Raw genomic sequence first — 21,613 nt, 5'->3', positions numbered from 1 at the left:
TGAATAGAAAAGCCTTGCTACATCGGTAACAAGGAACGTTAATTTACCATCGATAGGTTAAAAAGCGCTCATACCATTGATCAATAAAACCTGGTGAAAATGGACCTATTTGCTGTCGAACCCATCGTTTTAAAATTTCAATATTGTTATACAAAATCCGATCAAGAACTTCTGGATAATTCATTAATCTTTTATGTAATTCATATTCATCCTCGTCAAGCAATGTAAAGGTCATATCAGGATAAATTTTTAAATCAAGATCATAATCTATATATTTTAATGCTTCCTTATCATAGACAAATGGAGAACTAATATTGCAATAATAGTAGATTCCATCGTTTCGAAGCATTCCGATAACATTAAACCAATACTTTGCATGAAAAAAACAGATGGATGGTTCTCTCGTTATCCAACTACGTCCATCACTTTCCATTACCTGTGTTTTATCGTTTGCTCCAATCACAATGTTTTCGGTTCCCTTTAAAACGAATGTACTCTCCCAAATACGATGCAGGCTTCCATCATGCTTATAGCTTTGAATTTCTATATTTGAGCCAACTCTAGGAGCAACCATGCACTTCTTCCTTTCTATTCCCCTTTTTGCTTCGTCGTTCTCTCAGCTTTTACCTATTATAAAGCCAATAAACTGAAATATAAAGCATTATGGACTTGCCTTTCCTTCCATTTACATAAGAAAGAAGGCTTTCCGGGAGATGGAAAGCCTTCTTTAGCAATCTTTGGGGGTGAGCGTTATTTTTTATTTTGCTGAGATTTTTGATTTTGCTTTCTTACTTCTTGCGCATTTGTTTCGGATGCAAATTCAGTACCATATTGCCCTTGGCCTTGAGCTGCTTGCTGATTCTGTTGTTTTACATGCTGAACATTTGTACCAGAAGCAGATTTCTTAGGATTTTTAGCCATTTATATCACCTCCGCAATTATAATTTCTCCAGTTTAAAAAATGTTATCCAACATAATGCTAAAAGGATTTTATCCATTTTTTGGTATGGTATTTATGCGGGATAAAAATGGCTGTTCGGAAATAATAATGCACGTTACCCAAGACACACATGCACGCAAACACTTTTTTACATTCATATGCTATTGAATAAACGAAGCTGCAATTAGAAGGAGTATCTTTCGTTTAAACTGCTATGGTTTCTGATAGATACTATAAATACGCCATCATTTTTTGATGCGAAACAGGAAATGGATAGCTCGTTAATTCCGCTTTATCTAAAAGCAATAATCGTTGATCATCGACTAGCGTTTGATCTGTCTCTGCAAGATAAATATCTATTTCCCAAATAATATGGGAAAAAACATGCTTTAGCTTGCCACATTTTTGTTTTTGCTTTATATTTACGCCATATTCTACTTGTAGCCAATTTTCCACATGATCAAGTCCAATTTCTTCGATTAGAACCATCGGAAATTGCCATAGATTAGCTAGCAAACCATTCTCAGGTCTTTTTTCAATCATAATTTTATCTTCTGGTGTGCGAATTAACAGCGCCATATACGACATTCTCTTTTGTTTTTTCGCTTTCGCTTTTACTGGGAGCTGTTCCTCTACTCCTTCTGCGAACGCCTGACAGTGTGATTGCACTGGACAAAGCATACAAGCTGGAGACTTTGGTGTACAAATTAAAGCACCTAGCTCCATAATTCCTTGATTAAAGGCAGAGGGATCCTCCTGTGAAATTAATTCACGAACAATAGCTTCAATTCGCTTTCTCGTTTTTGCTTGAGCAATATCATCATCGATATTCAAAATTCGCGTGATAACGCGCATGACATTCCCATCGACTGCTGGCTCAGGCTGTTGAAAGGCAATTGAAAGTATCGCACCTTTTGTATATGGTCCAATCCCTTTTAACGTACCAAGCTGTGTTGCATCAGCAGGTACATTTCCACCATAGCTCGCAACAACCTCCTTCACAGCGGTTTGAAGATTGCGTGCACGGGAATAGTATCCTAAACCTTCCCATGCTTTTAATACCTCTTGTTCATCTGCGTTAGCCAGTTCAAATACGGTAGGAAATTGCTGAATAAAACGATTAAAATACGGAATAACTGTATCTACCTTCGTTTGCTGAAGCATAATTTCTGAAACCCATATTTTATAAGGATCTTGATCCTTTCTCCAAGGTAAATCGCGTTTATTTTGCGTATACCACTGAATTAAATCATTTTGCAGCTGTAAAATGTTAATATTTTGTAACGCTTGATCAGCCATAATAACACATCCTTTGTGATACAATAAAAAAAAATCGAACTTTTTATAGAACGTATTGGCGGCTAACGATTTACGTTAGCTCATCCAAGGAGGACATACACTTATGGATACTGGAACCCATATTGTCATGGGTGTTGCATTAGGAGGATTAGCAACATTAGATCCTGCTGTGCATAGTGACCCAACACTTTTTAATGCGGTCCTTGTTGGCACAATCATCGGTTCTCATGCGCCTGATTTTGATACCGTATTAAAACTGCGTAATAATGCAACATATATAAGACACCATCGTGGCATAACCCATTCTCTTCCTGCCATTATATTTTGGGGGCTTTTCATTTCAGGTATGATTCACTTATTTGTCCCTGAAGTGAATTATTTGCATTTATGGGCATGGACCTTTTTAGCGGTTATCATCCATGTGCTCGTAGATATTCCAAATGCCTATGGCACACAAGCTTATCGACCATTTTCAAATCGATGGGTGGCATATGGATTTATTAATACGTTTGACCCATATATATTCACGCTGCATTTAGCTGGAATTGTTGCCTGGGTACTTGGGGCAAATCCAGGTATAACATGGCTCATTATCTATACCGTTATCCTTTTATATTACATCAAGCGGTATATCGATAAAAAAGAAATCGTAAAAAAGATTCACGAATTTTTCCCAGATACAGAGCAAGTAGCAACCTCCCCTACCATGAAGCAAAACTTTTGGCGTGTAGCTATTACGACAAAGGACCACTTTTATGTAGGGATTGTTGAAAACGGTCATATCGAAATTATTGATGAATTTGAGAAGATTCCGTTACCAAATTCAGAAATGATAGAGCTGGCATGTACAGATAAAAACATCTCTGCCTTTTTATCCTTTTCACCTGTTTATCGCTGGGAGATAAATGCGTATGATGACTTTACAGAGGTTCGTTTCATCGACCTTAGATACCGCTCTAAAGGGTACTATCCATTTGTCGCCGTTGTGCAAATTAGTGATAATAAGGAAATAATGAGTTCCTATACAGGTTGGATTTTCTCCGAGCATAAACTAAAGCGAAAGCTATACGTTGAAGACTATTCAATATGAACAATTCTCTTATTTATAGAAAAGAGGCTGAGACAATACGTTTAAATTTTGAAAACCCGAACTGATTCAGATTCATGCTGAATCAAGTTCGGATTTCTTTTTGTGGTGCAGGGTCCCACTAGTTTAAAATCTTCATATTTTATTTTGTCTTAGCCTACATTTCATGCGTTCACCTTATCTCCTAACAAGGAAATAGGAATCGCCTCCTGTGTTTCATATCGTTCATTAAGGAGGTTAAAACGATGCCCCCATGCAAACACACCTTCTAAATAATCAATTCGAAAGGTATGCCCTGGATCCCCATTTAATGTATAGGTCTCGTTTATTTCAAAATCAGCCGGATTCAATAAATAGGCCATGGCAACCTGCATCTTCCGCTCAAGAATCGCAGCCTCACTAATGTTCCCAAGCTGTTCCGCCTTTTGTAGCTGTTCCTTTAACTTTCCAGCCTCTGCTCGAAGCTGCTCCACAGATAAATCACTATATCGATAATTCATTTTTATTACTCCCTTCCCCCTATCATTTTACATTTTATCAATACTTTAAGACAATAGAAATGATGAAGGTTATCGTTTATAGAGAACGACTAACACGAGAGGGGAATTGAAATGTCAACAGTAGCGATTACAGGAGCAGGAAGTGGTTTAGGGAAAGCTTTAGCTTTAACCTATGCGGCAAATGGCTACACCGTTTATTTAATGGGACGGAATGGCGAGAAGCTCCATATGGTTCAACATGAAATTAGAGAAATAAATGGTGAGGCGGAGGTTGTGCTTTGTGATGTTCGTGAATATGCTTCTGTCAGCATTGCCTTTCAGCAAATTGGGCAGCTTGATGTATTAATAAATAACGCAGGAATCGGGCATTTTGGTGAGATAGAATCGTATAAGCTAATTGACATCGAGCAAACATTAAATACAAATATAAAAGGAACGATTTTATCCGTGCAAAGTGCCTTACCATTAATTCGGGAAAGCAAAGGAAGAATTTTAAATATCATTTCAACAGCTGGACTGCGCGGTAAAAGAAACGAATCGCTTTATTGTGCAAGTAAATTCGCGATTCGCGGCTTTACAGAAAGCTTACAGAAGGAATGGGAAAATGATGCAATTTCCATCACTGCTGTCTATATGGGTGGAATGAATACGCCATTTTGGAAGGATTCGAGACATGTACTGGACGCCTCCGAATTCAAGGATGCACAGACTGTCGCAGCACAAATTTTTCATGAAGATGATGGCAGAGCAGCCATTTATATCGATAAGTAATTTATTTTACGTATTCGTCTAAAAACTTAACAATATAATCCATCGAGAAGCCTTTTCGATAAAGGGCTTCTTTTAATTTTTGCTGAAGTTCAAAGCCAGTATGCTTACGCGCATGCTTTTGTAATAGCTTTTCCCCCTGATGAACAACTGCCTTCCACTCTGTATCCTCATCTTGCTGCACTTGCTTTTCTGCAATAACCTCTTTAATAACCGCTTGCGAAAACCCTTTTTGCATTAGCGTTGATTGCAGCTGCTGCAGCTGTTGGCGATATGACTTTCGTTCATTTGGTCGAAGCTTTTTATCTGCCCATTTCATTGCTTTTTCTCTTTGCAGCTCAACCGAAAATACAGCCACTGCTTCTGCTGCAATAGCAGGAGGAACCCCTTTTTGTAACAATTCCTGTTCGATAAGCTGTGGTCCTTTATTGGAGGTTTGCATTCTCGTAGCGACAAAAGCTTCTGCAAATTGCCGATCATCAACATATCCTTCCTTTTCCAGCTTGGTAAGAATCATATCAATATGGGAAGGCTCTGCTTCTTTTTTCACTAAATAATCGCGAATTTCTTTTTTTGTACGCATGCGATAGCTTAAGAAATGGATTGCTTGGGTATATGATTTTTGTAACGTATCTTTTTCCTGTAACAGCTCGATTAAGGCTTCATCTAATTCCATCCCTTTATGAAGCTGATTATGAATAAGGACATCTTCATCTACACTAAGACCATAGGTTTCACCATTTCCATCATCCCAAAAGATATTATAGCGGTTTAGCTTTTTTTTCTGTGTCGTAATACGCGTAATTCTTTTCAAAGTAACCCCTCCATATCCGTATCATATCACGAAAGCAAATGTGGAAACATCTTTAAAAGGACAAGTAACATCTTCTCAAAATACTAGCAGTACTAAAAAAACTTCGTTATGCTATATAAATAAAAGGAACGGTATTAGAATAGGAGGATGTCTCGTGAATTATATCGTATCAGGTGGTACAGGATTTGTCGGTCAGCACCTTGTTTCTGCGTTAGAGAAAGAAGGTAACCATATTTTTGTGTTGACGAGGAATCCCAAAAAGCATACAAATAGCCTAAACATCACTTTTATCGATTTTACGTATCCAGGAGAAAAGCTCCCTCCAATCGAAGGTGTCGTAAATCTTGCCGGAGAATCGTTGTTTGGCTATTGGACAAAGGAAAAAAAGAAAAAGATATTAGAGAGTAGAATTAATACAACGCAAAAAGTTGTTCACTTAATGGAAACGCTGCAAGAAAAACCACGTGTATTCATTAGTGGATCGGCAATTGGATTTTATGGTGTTTCAGAAGACTTAATCTTTACAGAAGCATCAACAGAGCCTGGTAATGATTTTTTAGCGGATGTTGTCGTGAAATGGGAAAATGAAGCGCGAAAAGCAACAGATTTAGGAATACGAACCGTATTTACACGTTTTGGCGTTATCTTAGGAAAAGATAACGGTGCCCTTCCTTTTATGACACTACCGGTCAAATGGTTTGCAGGAGGGAAATTAGGAAATGGCGAGCAATGGATGTCTTGGGTGCATGTGGAAGATGTTGTTCGAATGATACGATTTTGTATGGATAACGAAAGTATCCAAGGTCCGATCAATGTAACGGCACCAAATCCAAAACGAAATATTGATTTCATGAAGACGCTTACCAAGACTATCAAGAGACCTTTCTGGTTCCATACCCCCTCTCCTCTATTAAATCTTGTTACAGGAGAGATGAGCCAGCTCATCCTCAAAGGTCAGTATGTACTGCCACGAAAAGCTGAGGATCACCAATATTCGTTTTCTTATCCCTACCTAGAAGAAGCATTACAATCACTTTTAAAAGACAAGGATCATAATTGAACATTTTGTCGAAATTTTCCTCAAAAAAATGATTCCCTTTTCGAAAAAAAAATTGTAAAATAAGATTACGAAAAATGATGTTTACTAAGTTCTGTTATAGATGATTGGAGACGAGACATTTATTTTTATCGTAAAAAAAGCGTGTTGCTTAATATAGAGGGAAGGCAAATGGTGCGCCACCAGTTTTCTGGTTCTAGTGGGTTCGATTCCCACCCCGAATTTTTGTTGAAATTTAACTAAAAATTCGCGGTGTGGGCCACTGGACTCCCTCAAGGTATTACAATGCCCACCTGCAAAAAAATGGGGGGTATTTTTTATGCTGAAAAAACGGGAACTCCATGAAGTTCCAGCACTTTATGAGCTCATGTCGCACCCAGAAGTTTTCCCATATGTCCGACATAAAGCTGAGAATGTAGACGAATTTTATTTCATCACAAAACAAACGATGGAAGCTGAGGAACAAGGTGAATTAATTTCACGGACCATTACAGATGAATATCATCAGCCAATTGGCACGATTAATCTGTTTGATATCGAAAATAACGGTGGATTTTTAGCAACTTGGATTGGCAAGCCATACTTTGGGAAAGGGTATAACCGACATGCCAAAGAACAATTTTTTGAAGAGCTATTCTACCACACAGCTGTAGAAACGATTTTTATTAAAATTCGTAGAACAAATACACGATCACTAAAAGCTATTTTAAAGCTACCATATGTTGCGTTAGGAAATTCAATCTATCCCGAAGTATATGGAAAAATAAATAAACGGGAAGATGTGTATGACCTTTTTGCAATTACAAAAGAACACTATCTGTCTTATTTACAATTTTCGATGCTGGAAGTTACTGCCGACGGAGAGGTTATTTAATTGATATTTTTATTAACAACATGAATATTTAGCAACGATACGGGCAATTCTATGATTGAAAAGTGAGGGATGCCCAAATGCGCGATAAATCCAAAAAAGATAGAAAAGAAAAATTTCTATCTAAATCACAAGAGGTTCTTTACCAAAAGGAATTCAAACGAGCAAACAATGTCTACAACCGCCTGTCTCAAAAAGGAACACAGTAATGCACATAACTGTTATACACATAGAGAAAAGGAGCTTCAGAATCAAGCTCCTTTTCTCTATGCGCTACACTCACTTATGCACAGGGGTGGGGATAACCTTTTAAACGCGCATTCTTACTCTATAAGATATTCACAAGTACTTGTGAATATCCATGATTTATTTGTGTGGAAATTGTGGGTAAATACTGTAACTACCGTTGAACACTTGGTTGTGGTGTGTATAAGTCTGTGGATGATTCGAATATTCGATCTGCGGATGCTTCTAAGCTGAGGTTTAAGATATGCTCTCTTGCTATACGCTTGAAAAGTGTATCCCATGCTTTCTTTGCTGCCGTTTTCTTCGTTTCGCTAAACCCATAGCCAACCTTAATGTTTGATGATTCAAACTGGACTGCTGCTTGCCATATTTCCTCTTTTGGAACATCCCAAACGAATATGGTTACTGTATTACTTCCTGATACATTAATCTCAAATCTTTCCTCATAAAACATGGCCCGTAATATTTTGCATTTGGTCAAGCTCGTAATCGTTGGGTGATACAATATGAGACTGCTAATCATACAAATGCTCCCCTCTTTTAGTTCTGTTTACGTACATAATACTATATGTTACTTAACAGAACAACCTTTTCCATATAATTAAAAAGGAACAATGATAGGATGAAAGAAGATTTAGCTTCGTTAACGAAATTAATCTAATATTTTTATAAGCGTGGGATAAACATGAGCTCAGAAAAACTCGCATATCATATAAAATATTTGCGTGAACAGCATCATTGGTCACAGCAGGAGCTTGCTGACAAGCTACATATTTCTCGTTCGGTTGTTACTAAATGGGAGACAAATGCAGTTACACCAGATGTTTCTAAGCTAATGAAGCTTTGTGATCTATTTGATGTAACGTTAGACCACCTTGTTGGAAGACATTCCTTTCGTGATGACTTACTAAAGGATTTCAAACGAATATACAGTTCAGAATCCAAAGCTTTTGATGAAGAGGTCGTTGAATTAGTAGAATATTTGATGCAGCATCCGCAATTCAGAAATGAAATTTATCGTTTGCAAGGCTTATCTTTCAAAAAACAACAGGCCGTCCACGATCTTTTTGGCAAGCTCATTGATCAATTTGAACGTCTGTAAGGTTGTTCAACAAAAGCTGGATAAATCTATTTCAAAGCATTTGCAATATCATGACTATCGATATCTAATGAAGGAGCAAAACTCCACAGGATATCGATTTTTTCTTTTTTACATTAACGTAAGCTACGGGATCGTAGTTCAAGAGCAAACAGAAAAAACTACTTCTCCTACATGATGTGCTACACTATAAGAAAAATCGACTATCTTTCGGTTTCTAATTAGAAAGGAGATATACAATGGCTTGGAGTTATGTTCTATTCGCAGCGATTGTAGAAATATTTTGGGTAATTGGATTACGTTATTCTAATTCTATCGTGGAGTGGCTAGGTACAATCATTATGATTATATGTAGCTTTTATTTTATCATTAAGGCATGTGAAAAACTGCCATCTGGGACCGTTTATGCTGTCTTTACAGGAGCGGGAGCAGCGGGAATTGTTATCGTTGACGCGTCTTTTTTTGGAGCAGCACTTTCTATCAAACAACTTTTGTTCGTCGGATTAATTATTGTCGGGGTAATAGGTATTAAGCTAACATCAGATAACGAAACGTCTGAAAAACACGTACACACGTATAAGGGAGCGGAATAATGTGGCTTGGATTTATCTTATTATTGCAAGCTTTGGAGAAATTTTTGGTGTCATCGGGATTAACTATTATCTTCAACGAAAAACGTTCCAAAGACTGTTGTTTGTCATTCTTCCCTTTGGTGTTGGATTTGTTTTTTTATCCATGGCAATGCAAGAAATCCCCCTTGGAACCGCCTATGCCATTTGGACAGGTCTTGGTGCAGCTGGCGCTGTATTGATGGGAATGATCTTTTTCAAAGAATCAACAAGCTGGAAACGAATCTTCTTTTTATTATGCATTATTACTGGCGCAGTTGGCTTAAAAATCCTTCATTAATATACTTCGCTTGCCATAAAGTAATAATATATAGGAACAACACATATCACAAAAACGAGATAAAATACAAAAGCATGTTCAAATCCACGCATTTGGGCATGCTTTTATAATGGGTTTTTAACATGTAATTGACGTTTTGTTCCACCTGTTATACTATATATATAACAGATAAAACAATAAAAAGGAAGTGGAATCAGGTGTGTATATAAAGCTTGATTTAGAATCAGAAGAACCAATCTACACACAGCTTAAACATCAAATCATTGCTGGAATAGCTCGAAATGAACTTACGCCTGGAGAGGCACTGCCTTCTGTTCGTTCATTTGCCGCTGATCTTGGCATTAATCTTCACACCGTCAACAAAGCCTATCAGCAGCTGAAACAAGAAGGTTTTATATTAATTCATCGTCAAAAGGGTGTTGTTATCCATCCAGATGGTGTCGCTATGGCAGATAAAGCATACTACCAAAAGCTTCATGCGACGCTTCATCCGATTATTGCGGAAGCGATTTGTCGCGGGGTTGATAAAGCTTCATTTCTGGAGCTTTGTAGTGAGCTATTTTATGAATATCAACATAAAGAGGGTGAGGAATAATGAATTCGCTTCTATTAATTTTAATTATCGTCATATTAATTCCGTGTTTTATTGCAACAATGTTCGTTCCTTATTGGACGAGAAAAACGGAAAGCTTTGGTGTCTCCATTCCTGCATCCGTATATCACCAACCAAAGCTACAACAAATGCGTAAAAAATATGTTCTCCAAACAGGGATATTGAGTGTCATTATTACGATTTCTATCCTGCTATCAGGAAGCGTGTGGCAAGATGAAAATGTGATTAGCCTTATCCTAGGTGGGGCGATTTCTATTTACCTGCTCGTTAGCTTCGTCCTTTATATTCGATTTCACCGTGAGATGAAACAATTGAAAGCAGAAAATAAAGCCTGGTCCGAGCGGTCACAGCTTGTTGTCATGGATACGAAATTTCGCGATCAAAAGCTAACCTATTCGAACCTTTGGTTTAGCATTTCCTTTATCATTGCCTTATTAACGGCTGCCTGGACACTTATTAATTATGATAAGCTACCTGCTCGCATCCCTATGCAATACGACTTTTCTGGCGAGGTTACAAACTGGTCTGAAAAATCATATCGTTCCGCATTTCTTATGCCTATTATGCAAGTCTATTTAACACTGCTATTTATTTTTATCAATACCATTATTGCCAAAGCAAAACAACAAGTAAGTGCTGTAAATACAGAAAGCTCGGTCATACAAAACATTATATTTCGTCGTCGTTGGTCCCTATTTATTATTATAACTGGAACCGCAATGGCACTTTTATTTGCATTCATTCAATTGTCTTTGTTCTACCCAGTAAATACAACATTGATGCTTGTACTTCCCCTCGCCATATCAATTGGAATTACAATCGGAGCGATTATTCTTTCCATTACAACAGGTCAAGGTGGTAGTAGGTTAAAGGTACAAGGAAAGGATAATGCTGGCGAAATTATCGACCGGGATGATGACCGATACTGGAAGTTAGGAATCTTTTACTTTAATCGAAATGATCCAGCTATCTTTTTAGAAAAACGATTTGGTGTTGGCTGGACAAATAATTGGGCACATCCGTTATCATGGATTTTTCTGCTTGTCATTATTGGTTTAGCAATCGGGATTCCACTTATTTTAGGTTGATTTCTGCTGTCTGGATGAAAACACAAAGTAAAAACAGACTTCTGAGGAGGGAAAAACATGGACGTTTTACAAGAGATAAACTGGGGAATAATTGCCCCCTTTATCGTGATACAAGGAATCTTAATGATCGTAGCGCTTATTGATTGGTTTCGCACAAAAGAAACGAACGGATCTCGATGGCTATGGCTCTTCGTCATCATTTTTCTCAATACGATTGGTCCAATCTTTTATTTCGTAATTGGAAGGAGACAACGATAAATGGCTTTGCTAACTGTTCGAAACCTGAAAAAAGTCTATGAAAAAAATACCGCAGTAGATAGCGTTAGCTTCCAATTTGAGCCTGGGAAATGCATCGCCTTAATTGGTCCAAACGGAGCAGGGAAAACAACGATTCTTCGCATATTAGCAGGACTAGTAAAGCCAAGCAAGGGTGAAATTTCTTTTGCGGGAAATGAAAAAGAGGAAGATATTCGAGCTTTTATCGGCTATCTTCCGCAATACCCTGTTTTCCACGGATGGATGACTGGCAAAGAATTTCTCGTTCATAGCGGACAGCTTGCCTATTTATCAAAAGCCGAAGCAAGTAAACGTGCAGAACAGTTATTGAAAAAAGTTGGCATTGCTGATGCAAAAAATCAACATATCCGAAAATACTCTGGGGGAATGAAGCAGCGATTAGGCATAGCACAAGCGATTATTCACCGCCCTCGCCTATTAATGCTCGATGAACCTGTTTCCTCTCTCGATCCAATTGGGCGTAGAGACGTACTTACATTATTGGAAGAATTAAAACAAGAGATGACCATTCTATTCTCCACGCATATTTTATCCGATGCTAGCGAAGTAAGTGATGAGCTTCTCTTGTTAAATAAGGGAAAAATTATTGAAGCAGGCTCGATCGATAATGTAAGACAAAAATATCAAACCTCAAAAATGGAGCTTACATTTACAAATAATATGAAAGTCTATCAAGAAAAAATTAATGCATTATCAGCCATAGAAGATAGCTATATCGAACGAAACATTCTACATGTTCATTCCCAAGATATAGAAGAAGCACGTAAGCAAATCTTAGCTCTTTCTTCTCAGCACAACTGGCCATTAACAAGCTTTTCTATTAATCAAGTGACGCTCGAAGAAATGTTTATGAAGGCGGTGAAGCAATAATGCAATGGATGTCTCTATTTGAAAAGGAATTACTCGAAAACTGGCGTAATTTCAAGTGGATTTGGGTGCCATTAGTGCTCGTGCTTTTATCTATCATGGACCCGATCTCCACCTACTTCATGCCACAAATCATTGAATCTGTTGGTGGACTACCTGAAGGTGCCGTGTTTGAAATGCCTACACCAACAGCAAACGAAGCAATAATGATGAGTATTGCGCAACTAAGTAGCCTCGGAGTTCTCGTCATCGTGCTTATGTCAATGGGAGTAATCGCCAATGAACGTAAATCTGGTGTTCTGGAGCTACTACTAGTGAAGCCTGTACGCCATGTGAATTATATTACTGCAAAATGGACGGCACTTTTGCTTCTCGTCTGGATTGGATTATTTGTTGGGATGCTTGGAAGCTGGTACTATGTTAATCTTCTTTTTGGTGAGCTATCATTTGTAGCCATGTTGCAGGTCGTTTTCTTTTATGGACTATGGCTCACATTAGTCGTAACCTTATCGATATTTTTTAACACCCTTTTTAAATCGCCTGGCTTAGTCGCTTTTATGACGATTACAACCATTATGGCAATGAGCCTTATTACAAAGATTTTTGGCACCTATCTTACATGGAGTCCAAACAACTTAGCTAGCCATATTCATGAGCTACTCCTGATTCACGAAGTAACACGAGACTTGGCAATCACATCACTTATAACAGTTGTCATTTCACTTGTATTGTTAATTGCATCTGTCTATACGTTTAAAACAAAGGAAATGGCAAACTAATATGTTGTCCCCGGCACGCTTCTTGTCGGGGACTTGCTTTTATTTTGCCCCATGGACTGTAATTTTACGTATAAATATCCATGTACATACATATAAAAGGAAGGCAATGAAGCTAATTTGATAAAACAAAGTCATGTCTATATTTTTATAGAGCTGGGTTGCCACATCAAAAATCGTTCCTTTAGCTAGACCTAGTAGCATTACAATCACGATAACCCCAGAAAATACACCGCCACCTAATAAGCCAAAACGATAAAAGATTAAGCCAACAAAAAACATTATCGTCAAAATGAGAACCATCATCGATGCATCTAATACAATTCGAGTCAGCCATGTGTCTTGTAAAAGTGCTGCCGGATGCACGAGTGAAAATGTTTTAATTTGGAACAAGTCAATAAGGAACATCAGCACACTTTGCATCGTACTAGATAGCACTGCTTTGAAAATCGCAAGAAGAAGAAAAAAGATACCAATGGAAGCATAGATATTTTTTCGAGTTGCCCCCATTTTTATTGCAAATGGAATACATTGTTTAACGGTAACAAAGCCAAAAATAGCGCAGAAAATATACGTTCCAAATGGGATAATGAAGAGCATCCTCGTATCCGTTACATCAACTAAAAAATAAGCAATAACGAGATTAAGCAGTAATGTACCTGATAGGATACCCCAGAAAATGGCTAATGTGCGCATACTATCTGCTGTAAAAAAGTATAATAATCCCTTTACTTGTCGTCCCATCCTTAAGCCCCCTTCTTTGCTTCTGTCAAATAAATCATTAAATCTTGTATCGGTATACTTTCAACCTTTAATCCGGTTTCTTTTGCCACTTCTGCGTTTTGGTATAAGTACGCCGTCATCATCCCTGCAAGCTTCTTTTTCTTAATGACTTCTTTTCCAGCTATAAATTGCTCCACCTGATGGACTGGTCCTGTCACTGCACAAGCTTTGTCTCGGAGCTGCTCTGCATCTGCTTGCAACAGTAGCTTTCCCTGCTCCAGAATTAGAATTTCTTCAAATAATAAGCTGACCTCATCAATAAGATGGGTAGAAAAAATAATTGTCCGCTTTTCATCTTCATACGCTTCTAATAAAATTTGATAAAACTTTTTTCGCGCAGCCGCATCTAAACCAATATAAGGCTCATCAAAAATCGTAATTGGTGCTTTGCTTGCTAACCCTACAATAATCCCAAGTGCGGATTCCATACCTTTTGATAACGACTTCACCTTCTTATTCGCGTCAAGCTGGTATTCCTCCATTAATTGAAAGGCAAGATCATTGTCCCACGTAGGATAAAATGCAGCATAAATTCGCAGCACTTGCTTTAGCTTTAAGTCTCTCTTGAAATTATTACCTTCTTGTATTAAACAAATTGACTCAGTTAACCGTTGATTATCAAATGGCTTTTCTCCATCAATTCGAATCTCTCCCCCTGAAGAAAGAATCTGCCCAGATAATATTTCCATAAACGTCGTTTTCCCTGCACCATTCCGCCCTAAAAGGCCATAAATTTTAGGTTCCTCTAGCGTAAAGGAAATATCATCTAGCGCCAGCGTTTTCCCATATTGCTTTTGTAAATTTTTCACTTCAATCTTCATTTCCCTGCTCCTCCCTCATCACCATTTCTACTAGTTCATTAGGACGAATACTTAAATTGCTCGCCTCTACTTTTAGTGGCTTTATAAAGTTTTCATAAAAACTTTCCTTTCGTTTCGAAACTAATAGATCCTTTGCTTTATCAGTTACAAACATTCCTACGCCCCTCCGTTTATACAAGATTTCCTCTGTGACCAGTTCATTAATACCTTTTGCTGCAGTTGCTGGATTAATTTGATAAAATGCTGCAAATTCATTGGTAGAAGGAACACGTTCACCTGGCTTTAATGAATCATTAATAATGGAGTCCTCTAGTTGTTCCTTTATCTGCAGATAGATTGGTTTATTTTCATTCAATTTATTTTTCATATTATCACCTTTGTTATTTGGTTCATTACTTATGTAACTAACCATATAACTTAAAATAAGGATTGTCAATAGGGAAAAGAAAGAAAAGCGCAAAGTGAACATTACTATAGGGAGATTGGACGACTTATTATAGACATAGCGTAAATTTGGCGCTAAGAGCTGATTAAGTTTTTTCTGTAACATGCCTTTTCAACCACCAAAAAACTGCTCTTTGCTTGATGAACAAAGAACAGTTTATTACCCTGCATCACTGTCGATGCCTTCGAGGGGACTTTTTTCCGGAATTAAATAGAAATCTCTTCCATTCGTATGGATTACAATATCTCCATAAACAGCAGTAGAATATATTTCTGTCTTTAGCTTGTATAAATTTCTTATAACGCGGTGAACAGGATGCCCATAATCATTTTCTTTACTGTACGTAATAATAGCAATGCGTGGTCGTACATGCTTTAAGAAAGCAAATGAACTACTTGTTCGTGAACCATGATGGGCAACCTTTAAAATTTCTGCCTCTACGTTAAATTTTTTAATGAATTTCTTTTCTTGCTTTCGTTCAACATCACTCATTAATAAGAAATCGATTTCCTTATACCCAATTTTTAAAGCAATGGAGGATTCATTATTATTTTTTCCTTTTTTATATGCATTTAAGATTTGTATTTGCACCTGTGGATCTATGTCAATTGAAGTGTTTTCCTGTGCAATTTCTAGTGGGATTTTTCGTTGATGAATTTCCCGGATATATTTTCGGTAGGCTCGCGTTGTGTGTAGCTTTCCTGAATCCAGGATTTTTTTTACTTTTATTTTTTTCATAACATCAGGTAGGCCGCCAATATGATCCATATCGGGGTGTGTTGCAATCAGCAAATCTAATTTGCGTATTCCCTGTTTCTTTAAATAAGCAATGATTTTATTTCCTGATCCAGGTGGGCCACCATCAATCAAAATATGCTTATTCGTTGGAGTTGTCACTAGCATACTATCCCCTTGTCCTACATCAATAAAATGCACTTTTAATTCTCCAAATGGAGGCGCGCTAGCTTGCGTTGTGAATGGATAGAAAATAAACGCTATACTACAAATAATGGTAAAAAAATGGTTATGAAGTTGCATCATTATTCATCCTTTTCTCTGTCTAAAAGCTACTTCTGTAGTTTATGAAAAAAGGAACGTTATTATTTACACGCAGAAATGTTAATAAAGTCCAAGCAGTAGAAAAAGCATTATTTAGCCCATTAAAAAATCCCTTTAACAGGGACAGATATAGTAATCTGCCCCCATTAAAAGGGTTCATGATATTTATTTATTTGTAACGACAATTTCGTCATTTCGCACGTCAATATGGATTGCTTTTACCTCGCCGTTTTCAAGCAGAAGGTCTGTAATTTGATCCTCTACCTTATCTTGAATAACCCGACGTAATGGTCTAGCTCCAAAACGTGCATCATAGCCAAGACGAGCAAGCTCATGCTTTGCTTCATCTGTAATTGTAATAGCTATTTCTGATTCCTCCATCGTTTCTTCAAGCTCATGAAGCATCAAATCGACAATATGAACTAAATGCTCTTCAGAAAGAGAATTAAACTCAATAATCGAGTCAAAACGGTTTAGAAATTCAGGCTTAAAATAAGCACTTAAATTTTCCAATGTTGATACAGATTCATGGGCATCCTTATTAAAGCCTACATTAATTTGTTTCACACCTGTACCAGCATTACTTGTCATAATAATTACCGTATCCTTAAAGCTTACCGTGCGACCGTGCGAATCTGTTAAATGCCCATCCTCCATAATTTGTAAGAACATGTTTTGAACATCAGGATGTGCCTTTTCGATTTCATCCAACAATACAATCGCATACGGATTACGCCGAACTCGTTCGGTTAGCTGACCTGCTTCCTCATGACCAACGTATCCTGGAGGTGAGCCAATAATTTTTGATACAGCATGCTTTTCCATATATTCACTCATATCAAGGCGAATAAGTGTATCGCGGGAACCGAATAATTCTTCTGCTAATACCTTTGTTAGCTCTGTTTTCCCTACTCCTGTAGGCCCAACGAATAAAAAAGATCCGATTGGGCGTTTTTTTGACTTTAAACCAGCACGACTGCGACGGATTGCCTTCGCAACTTGTGCGACGGCTTTTTCTTGTCCAATCACTTTTTTGCCAAGGTTTGTTGCAATATGTTTCATTTTTTCCTGTTCATCTGCTTGAAGCTTCGTTACTGGAATTCCGGTTTTTTCTTCAACAATTAATTGGATATCAGAAACATCCACATCAATGACTTGCTCTTCGCCTTTTGCTTTTTCAAGCTGTTTTTGCAACTGAATTTCCTGATAACGTAAGTTCGCCGCTCGTTCATAGTCTTCTTTTTCAGCTGCCGCTTCTTTTTCCTTAATGACTTCCTGAAGACGCTTTTCTAAGGAATTCGAGTCTTTTTCAGCGTTTGCCAAATTCAATCTAGAACCGACTTCATCCATTAAATCAATTGCTTTATCTGGAAGAAATCGATCTTGAATATAGCGAGCAGATAACGTAACAAAAGCTTGGATTGCTTCCTCGGAATAACGAACCTCATGAAAGGCTTCGTAACGATCTTTAATTCCATTTAAAATTTGGATTGCTTCTTCTGTTGTTGGTTCTTTTACAATAATTGGTTGGAAGCGACGCTCTAATGCAGCATCCTTTTCAATTTTACGGTATTCCTTTAATGTCGTTGCCCCAATTAATTGCATTTCACCTCGGGCTAAAGCAGGCTTTAAAATGTTTCCAGCATCCATTTGTGAGCTTTCTGCTGTACCTGCGCCAACTAATAAGTGAATTTCATCCACGAACAAGATGACATCCTTACGATTTTGTAACTCTTTAATTAATTGCTTCATTCGTTCTTCAAATTGACCACGAACACCTGTGTTTGCAACAAGTGATGCGACATCAAGCAAATATACTTCTTTATTCGCTAATTTTCCAGGTACGTTTCCTTCAACAATCTTTAAAGCTAATCCTTCAGCAATTGCTGTTTTTCCTACACCTGGCTCACCAATAAGAACAGGGTTGTTTTTATTTCTTCTATTTAATGTTTCAATAACCCGTTTTACTTCGTTGTCACGACCAATAACAGGATCAATCAATCCAGCACGTGCGGCGTGGGTAAGGTTTTTTCCTAGCTGATCTAGCAAGCCATTGCCATTATTTCCACGTTGCTGAGTTCTTGTTCCCATTTTACTTCCTCCTTGACCATTCCCTTGTGCATAATGGTTAGCAAACATATCATTTGCATTGCCACTAAAGAAGGAATCAGAGAAAAAGGAGCCTGGATTCATCATTTTCCCTTGTACCTCTCTAAAGCACCCATTACAAAGATGAAGCTGCATTTTCTCATCGTTCATTTGCATGGTCATGTTAACAGTAGCTTCATTGACACCACATTGTTGACATTTCATCTTTCATTCCTCCTAATGTATATATTATTTAATCTAGTTTGTTTGACTTTGACTATATTTGACCTTATTGATGTAATCTAACACGGATAATAAAACGCAAGCAAATATTTTGCATCTTATTGTTAATCCGTAGAATTGGATTGAAGGATTTGACCATCTTTGACCTTCTGACTTTATTATACTCTGACCTATTTTGACTTTCAAGAGGTTTGTTTTATTTTTTAAGAATTATTTCTAGTACGAGGTTATGATATATATTTGTTTGCAGCGGCGTAACCTTGCTATAGAAATCAAGAGAGATGATGAAAATTATTGGCGTGTGCGCACCTCGCAGCTTGGAGTTAGACGTGACTATTGATAAACCGTTCTCCCGACGAAAGCAATTTTATAATTTCTTAGACAGTCAAAAGCCGCCAGATATCTGACGGCTTGTTTATATCACTGTGATCGTTTTACTTTTTCTTTTTGTCGTAACTCTACTCTTCTTATTTTTCCAGATGTCGTTTTCGGTAGCTCCTCAATAAATTCAATCTCACGAGGGTATTTGTACGGCGCCGTTAGCTCCTTTACATGCTGCTGAAGCTCTTGAATAAATGCGTCGCTTTTTTCATTATACCCTTCCCTTAAGACGACAAATGCTTTTACAATATTACCCCTGATCTCATCTGGACTTGCTACCACTGCACATTCCTGCACAGCAGGGTGTTTGATTAATGCATCCTCCACCTCGAATGGACCAATAGTATAACCAGAGCTAATAATAATGTCATTGCTCCGTCCTTCAAACCAAAAATAGCCATCCGCATCTTTCTTTGCCTGATCGCCTGTTACATAATAAACGCCTCGACGCGACATATGCGTTCGTTCCTCATCCTTATAATATTCGCGAAACAATGCAGGGCTATCTAATTTCACAGCAATATCTCCTACTTCGTTTGTTGCTACTGGGGCGCCAAATTCATCGATAATGTCAACATCATTTCCTGGTGTCGGCTTCCCCATTGATCCAGGTCTCACTTCCATATCCTTCATGATTCCAAGCAATAGCGTATTCTCTGTTTGTCCATAACCATCACGAACGGTAACATCAAAATACGTTCGAAACAAATTAATTACTTCTACATTCAAAGGCTCTCCTGCCGAAACCGCACTATGAAGTGCTGGTAATTGATAGTCAGCAAGATTGTCTACCTTTGCCATTAGCCGATATTCTGTTGGCGTACAGCATAACACATTTATTTCCTCATCCTGAAGTAAGCTTAAATACTTCTTCGGGTCAAATTTCCCGTAATAAACAAAGCCTGTTGCACCTGAGCCAAGTACTGATAAGAAGGGGCTCCAAATCCATTTTTGCCATCCAGGTCCAGCTGTTGCCCACACCTTATCTCCTTCTTCGATACAAAGCCAGTTTTCAGCAGCAGTTTTTAAATGTGCGAATCCCCATCCATGCGTATGTACGACACCTTTAGGATTGCCCGTGGTTCCCGATGTATAAGGTAAAAAAGCAATATCATCCCTTTTCGTATTCGCGCCTGTTAAGTCTTCTGACGCATCTTCCTGTAAACCATCAAGATAGAGCCAACCATCTACTGGCTTACCGACCGAGAACTTTACTAGCTGATTATATTCTTCTATTGCTTGATAATTGCTTACATATGGATAATAGCTAACCACTGCTTTTACATCTGCGTGGGATACACGATATTGGAGATCTTTTGTTTTTAACATTTCTGAGCTGGGGATAATAACAATGCCTAGCTTTAAAGCCGCTAAATATACCTCATAAGCTTCAATAAGCCGTGGAATCATAATAAGAATTTTGTCTCCTTGTTTTAAACCACACTCTAAGAAAACGTTTCCAATTTTGTTTACATTTCGCATTAATTCAGCATAAGTTATCTCCTTCGTCAAACCTTCCTCATCCTGCCAAATCAATGCTTTTTGATTTGTTTTCAATGCATGCTTCTCTACTTCCGATACAATGTTATACAACTCTGGAGCAATTAAATCTTCCTTATTCATTCCCCTTCACCCCTTTTGGCATTTATTCTTCAGTATAACAAAAGTTCGGAAAATTTTAAATAAAAATTCTTTAAGCATAAAAAAAGAAGTAGAGACATAACTTATTTTCGTTCGCTCTTACTTCTTCTTTATGATACTTTTTTTATAAACCATATAACGCTTTTGGTACCGTCTCCTTTAATACGAGGTCATCGAGACTTTTAAATTGGTACCCCTGCTTTCGTAAATCTTTTATAATATGCGATAGCGCTTCTGCATTATCTGCTGATACCGCATGTAATAAAACGATGGCTCCAGGATGTACTTGATTCATAATTTGCTCATGTGCATACCGCCAGCCTTTTTGATCATTTACATTCCAATCTTTAAAGGCTAATGACCAAAACACATGAATATAACCTAATTCATTCGACCATTTTAATGTTTGCTCATTAAAAAGACCACGAGGCGGGCGTAAATATTTTAAATCCTTTTGTTCTGTTATCCGTGCAACAGCTGCCTCTAACGTTTCTAATTCCTCTTGAATCGCTTGTTTCGTAATGATTGTAAAATCTGGATGATGATAGGAATGATTGCCGATAATATGACCTTCCTTTACCATCCGCTTTACTAATTCTGGTTCACTTTTCACATAGTGACCAGTAACAAAGAAAGTTGCTGGCACCTTCTCTTTCTTTAACACATCTAATACCGCTTCCGTATATCCTTCCTCATATCCATTATCAAACGTTAAATAGATGTTTTTTTTACCGGATAAATCAGCATAATAGGCGTTATATTTTTCAAGCATTGCTTGATATTTTCCGATTTCCGGCACTTGATTGTCATTATTTTTTTTATAACCCCAGCCATAGCTACTAGCTTCTATTACATGGAGGTTTCCTATCATTGCAAATAGTAGTGCAAGAACAGTGATTATTTTCCGCATATCATCCCACC

The 21,613-nt window shown here is 37.6% G+C and carries 26 protein-coding genes; 13 read left to right on the top strand and 13 right to left on the bottom strand.

All coding sequences use genetic code 11. The features are described from left to right. Positions 1 to 43: 43 nt before the first annotated feature. From ntdP to mutY, 3 genes are all read right to left on the bottom strand, one after another. Positions 44 to 574 carry a nucleoside tri-diphosphate phosphatase gene (gene ntdP, locus QBK89_RS13455; protein WP_284141580.1) on the bottom strand — a complete coding sequence of 177 codons (531 nt, stop codon included), beginning with the start codon at positions 572 to 574 and terminating at the stop codon, positions 44 to 46. A gap of 176 nt (positions 575 to 750) precedes the next feature. Further along, entirely contained in the window at positions 751 to 921 is a 171-nt protein-coding gene (locus QBK89_RS13450; RefSeq protein ID WP_284141579.1) for a gamma-type small acid-soluble spore protein, read from the bottom strand. 250 nt (positions 922 to 1,171) lie between these two features. Beyond that, positions 1,172 to 2,239 (bottom strand): A/G-specific adenine glycosylase, encoded by a 1,068-nt coding sequence (mutY, locus tag QBK89_RS13445; RefSeq protein WP_284141578.1) that lies wholly within the window; start codon positions 2,237 to 2,239, stop codon positions 1,172 to 1,174. A gap of 103 nt (positions 2,240 to 2,342) precedes the next feature. Between mutY and QBK89_RS13440 the strand changes: the two genes are divergently transcribed. Then, positions 2,343 to 3,329 carry a metal-dependent hydrolase gene (locus QBK89_RS13440; protein ID WP_284141577.1) on the top strand — a complete coding sequence of 329 codons (987 nt, stop codon included), beginning with the start codon at positions 2,343 to 2,345 and terminating at the stop codon, positions 3,327 to 3,329. A gap of 161 nt (positions 3,330 to 3,490) precedes the next feature. On the opposite strand, the gene QBK89_RS13435 is transcribed toward QBK89_RS13440, so the two are convergent. Then, entirely contained in the window at positions 3,491 to 3,826 is a 336-nt protein-coding gene (locus tag QBK89_RS13435; RefSeq protein WP_284141576.1) for a YfhH family protein, read from the bottom strand. 111 nt (positions 3,827 to 3,937) lie between these two features. Here QBK89_RS13435 and QBK89_RS13430 point away from each other — a divergent pair, with 111 nt between their 5' ends. Further along, entirely contained in the window at positions 3,938 to 4,597 is a 660-nt protein-coding gene (locus tag QBK89_RS13430; protein WP_284141575.1) for an SDR family NAD(P)-dependent oxidoreductase, read from the top strand. Between the two features lies 1 nt (position 4,598). On the opposite strand, the gene recX is transcribed toward QBK89_RS13430, so the two are convergent. After that, the gene (gene recX, locus QBK89_RS13425; RefSeq protein WP_284141574.1) at positions 4,599 to 5,408 is read right to left on the bottom strand and encodes a recombination regulator RecX; all 810 of its coding nucleotides are present in this window, start codon (positions 5,406 to 5,408) and stop codon (positions 4,599 to 4,601) included. A 154-nt stretch (positions 5,409 to 5,562) separates the two neighbouring features. Here recX and QBK89_RS13420 point away from each other — a divergent pair, with 154 nt between their 5' ends. The 3 genes from QBK89_RS13420 to QBK89_RS13410 all read left to right on the top strand — a co-directional run bounded on the left by QBK89_RS13420 (position 5,563) and on the right by QBK89_RS13410 (position 7,545). Next, positions 5,563 to 6,468, top strand: coding sequence for a TIGR01777 family oxidoreductase (locus QBK89_RS13420; RefSeq protein ID WP_284141573.1), 906 nt, complete (start codon positions 5,563 to 5,565; stop codon positions 6,466 to 6,468). 316 nt (positions 6,469 to 6,784) lie between these two features. Then, positions 6,785 to 7,339, top strand: coding sequence for a GNAT family N-acetyltransferase (locus tag QBK89_RS13415; RefSeq protein ID WP_284141572.1), 555 nt, complete (start codon positions 6,785 to 6,787; stop codon positions 7,337 to 7,339). Between the two features lie 77 nt (positions 7,340 to 7,416). Continuing rightward, positions 7,417 to 7,545 carry a YfhE family protein gene (locus tag QBK89_RS13410; RefSeq protein ID WP_284141571.1) on the top strand — a complete coding sequence of 43 codons (129 nt, stop codon included), beginning with the start codon at positions 7,417 to 7,419 and terminating at the stop codon, positions 7,543 to 7,545. A 191-nt stretch (positions 7,546 to 7,736) separates the two neighbouring features. Here QBK89_RS13410 and QBK89_RS13405 read toward each other — a convergent pair whose 3' ends face one another. Further along, on the bottom strand, positions 7,737 to 8,105 hold the full coding sequence (locus tag QBK89_RS13405) for a hypothetical protein (protein WP_284141570.1): 369 nt from the start codon (positions 8,103 to 8,105) through the stop codon (positions 7,737 to 7,739). Between the two features lie 162 nt (positions 8,106 to 8,267). Here QBK89_RS13405 and QBK89_RS13400 point away from each other — a divergent pair, with 162 nt between their 5' ends. The 8 genes from QBK89_RS13400 to QBK89_RS13365 all read left to right on the top strand — a co-directional run bounded on the left by QBK89_RS13400 (position 8,268) and on the right by QBK89_RS13365 (position 13,234). Continuing rightward, positions 8,268 to 8,684 (top strand): helix-turn-helix domain-containing protein, encoded by a 417-nt coding sequence (locus tag QBK89_RS13400; RefSeq protein WP_284141569.1) that lies wholly within the window; start codon positions 8,268 to 8,270, stop codon positions 8,682 to 8,684. A gap of 236 nt (positions 8,685 to 8,920) precedes the next feature. Continuing rightward, on the top strand, positions 8,921 to 9,274 hold the full coding sequence (locus QBK89_RS13395) for a DMT family transporter (protein ID WP_284141568.1): 354 nt from the start codon (positions 8,921 to 8,923) through the stop codon (positions 9,272 to 9,274). 1 nt (position 9,275) lies between these two features. Further along, entirely contained in the window at positions 9,276 to 9,590 is a 315-nt protein-coding gene (locus tag QBK89_RS13390) for a DMT family transporter (protein WP_284141567.1), read from the top strand. A 199-nt stretch (positions 9,591 to 9,789) separates the two neighbouring features. Continuing rightward, on the top strand, positions 9,790 to 10,185 hold the full coding sequence (locus QBK89_RS13385) for a GntR family transcriptional regulator (protein ID WP_284141566.1): 396 nt from the start codon (positions 9,790 to 9,792) through the stop codon (positions 10,183 to 10,185). Further along, positions 10,185 to 11,291, top strand: coding sequence for a DUF1648 domain-containing protein (locus QBK89_RS13380; RefSeq protein ID WP_284141565.1), 1,107 nt, complete (start codon positions 10,185 to 10,187; stop codon positions 11,289 to 11,291). Before QBK89_RS13385 ends, QBK89_RS13380 begins: the two co-directional genes overlap by 1 nt. A 57-nt stretch (positions 11,292 to 11,348) precedes the next feature. Further along, complete coding sequence (locus QBK89_RS13375) at positions 11,349 to 11,549, top strand: PLD nuclease N-terminal domain-containing protein (RefSeq protein WP_284141564.1); 201 nt, start codon at positions 11,349 to 11,351, stop codon at positions 11,547 to 11,549. Beyond that, a complete protein-coding gene (locus tag QBK89_RS13370) occupies positions 11,550 to 12,458 on the top strand; it encodes an ABC transporter ATP-binding protein (RefSeq protein WP_284141563.1) in 909 nt (302 codons plus the stop codon). Continuing rightward, positions 12,458 to 13,234: an ABC transporter permease gene (locus QBK89_RS13365; protein WP_284141562.1), complete on the top strand. Its 777-nt coding sequence runs from the start codon at positions 12,458 to 12,460 to the stop codon at positions 13,232 to 13,234. Before QBK89_RS13370 ends, QBK89_RS13365 begins: the two co-directional genes overlap by 1 nt. 39 nt (positions 13,235 to 13,273) lie before the next feature. Here QBK89_RS13365 and QBK89_RS13360 read toward each other — a convergent pair whose 3' ends face one another. The 7 genes from QBK89_RS13360 to pdaA all read right to left on the bottom strand — a co-directional run bounded on the left by QBK89_RS13360 (position 13,274) and on the right by pdaA (position 21,602). Beyond that, the gene (locus QBK89_RS13360; protein WP_284141561.1) at positions 13,274 to 13,975 is read right to left on the bottom strand and encodes a hypothetical protein; all 702 of its coding nucleotides are present in this window, start codon (positions 13,973 to 13,975) and stop codon (positions 13,274 to 13,276) included. A gap of 2 nt (positions 13,976 to 13,977) precedes the next feature. Beyond that, on the bottom strand, positions 13,978 to 14,835 hold the full coding sequence (locus tag QBK89_RS13355; protein ID WP_284141560.1) for an ABC transporter ATP-binding protein: 858 nt from the start codon (positions 14,833 to 14,835) through the stop codon (positions 13,978 to 13,980). Next, positions 14,825 to 15,202: a GntR family transcriptional regulator gene (locus QBK89_RS13350; protein ID WP_284141559.1), complete on the bottom strand. Its 378-nt coding sequence runs from the start codon at positions 15,200 to 15,202 to the stop codon at positions 14,825 to 14,827. Before QBK89_RS13350 ends, QBK89_RS13355 begins: the two co-directional genes overlap by 11 nt. 237 nt (positions 15,203 to 15,439) lie before the next feature. Further along, positions 15,440 to 16,321, bottom strand: a complete 882-nt coding sequence (locus QBK89_RS13345) for a ComEC/Rec2 family competence protein (protein WP_284141558.1) — start codon at positions 16,319 to 16,321, stop codon at positions 15,440 to 15,442. A 183-nt stretch (positions 16,322 to 16,504) separates the two neighbouring features. Continuing rightward, positions 16,505 to 18,652: an ATP-dependent Clp protease ATP-binding subunit gene (locus tag QBK89_RS13340; protein WP_284141557.1), complete on the bottom strand. Its 2,148-nt coding sequence runs from the start codon at positions 18,650 to 18,652 to the stop codon at positions 16,505 to 16,507. Positions 18,653 to 19,090: 438 nt separating this feature from the next. Beyond that, positions 19,091 to 20,674 carry an acyl-CoA synthetase MbcS gene (gene mbcS, locus QBK89_RS13335; RefSeq protein WP_284141556.1) on the bottom strand — a complete coding sequence of 528 codons (1,584 nt, stop codon included), beginning with the start codon at positions 20,672 to 20,674 and terminating at the stop codon, positions 19,091 to 19,093. A gap of 142 nt (positions 20,675 to 20,816) precedes the next feature. Beyond that, the gene (pdaA, locus tag QBK89_RS13330) at positions 20,817 to 21,602 is read right to left on the bottom strand and encodes a delta-lactam-biosynthetic de-N-acetylase (protein WP_284141555.1); all 786 of its coding nucleotides are present in this window, start codon (positions 21,600 to 21,602) and stop codon (positions 20,817 to 20,819) included. Positions 21,603 to 21,613 lie beyond the last annotated feature (11 nt).

It is taken from the genome of Virgibacillus sp. LDC-1, assembly GCF_030137545.1.
Lineage (GTDB): Bacteria > Bacillota > Bacilli > Bacillales > Amphibacillaceae > LDC-1.
This window is presented reverse-complemented; position numbering and strand designations above follow the sequence as displayed.